Source organism: Pseudomonas sp. EGD-AK9 (assembly GCF_000465935.2).
Taxonomy (GTDB): domain Bacteria; phylum Pseudomonadota; class Gammaproteobacteria; order Pseudomonadales; family Pseudomonadaceae; genus Aquipseudomonas.
Genome location: NZ_AVOF01000779.1, coordinates 1 through 713, shown reverse-complemented (window position 1 = coordinate 713; position 713 = coordinate 1). Strand labels below are relative to the sequence as shown.

1 protein-coding gene is annotated in these 713 nt (G+C 72.8%); it reads left to right on the top strand.

Translation table 11 applies throughout. The features are described 5' to 3' along the window. Window positions 1-713, top strand: a 713-nt coding sequence (locus N878_RS23785; RefSeq protein WP_021445996.1) for a sensor histidine kinase N-terminal domain-containing protein, incomplete at both ends; no start/stop codon positions are given.

Below are 713 nucleotides of genomic sequence, written 5' to 3'. Positions count from 1 at the left end.
GGAGTGCCCGGCGCGCCGCCGACACCGCCTACGACCGCACCCTGCTGGCCTCGGCGCGGGCGGTGGCCGACGGCCTGTACGCCGAGGATGGCAGGCTCAGGGCCAATATCCCCTACGTGGCGCTGGACACCTTCGCCTACGACAGCGCCGGGCGCATCTACTACCAGGTGCTCGGTCATCGCGGTGAGCAGGTCTCCGGCTACGAGGACCTGCCGCCGGCGCCGCCCGGCACCCGGCGCACCGACGACTACCCGGCGCTGGCGCATTTCTACGACGCCGAGTACCGCGGCCAGGGCGTGCGCGTGGTCAGCCTGCTGCAGCCGGTCAGCGAGCCGCAGCTCAACGGTATGGCGGAAATTCGCGTGGCCGAGACCCAGGGCGCGCGCGAGCGCATGGCCCGCGAACTGCTGGTCGGCACCCTGTGGCGCATGGGCCTGCTATCGGTCAGCGCGCTGCTGTTGGTGTGGCTGGCGGTGAGCCTGGCCCTGCGCCCGCTGGAGACCCTGCGCCGGGTGGTAGCCGAACGCGCCAGCGACGACCTGCAGCCGCTGCCCGATGCCGGCTTGCCGCGCGAGGTGCTGCCGCTGGTGGAGGCGCTCAACCAGTTCAACGAGCGCCTGCGCGGGCTGTTCGAGCGCCAGTCGCAGTTTATCGCCGACGCCGCCCACGAGCTGCGCACGCCGCTGGCGGCGCTCAAGGCGCGCATCGCCCTG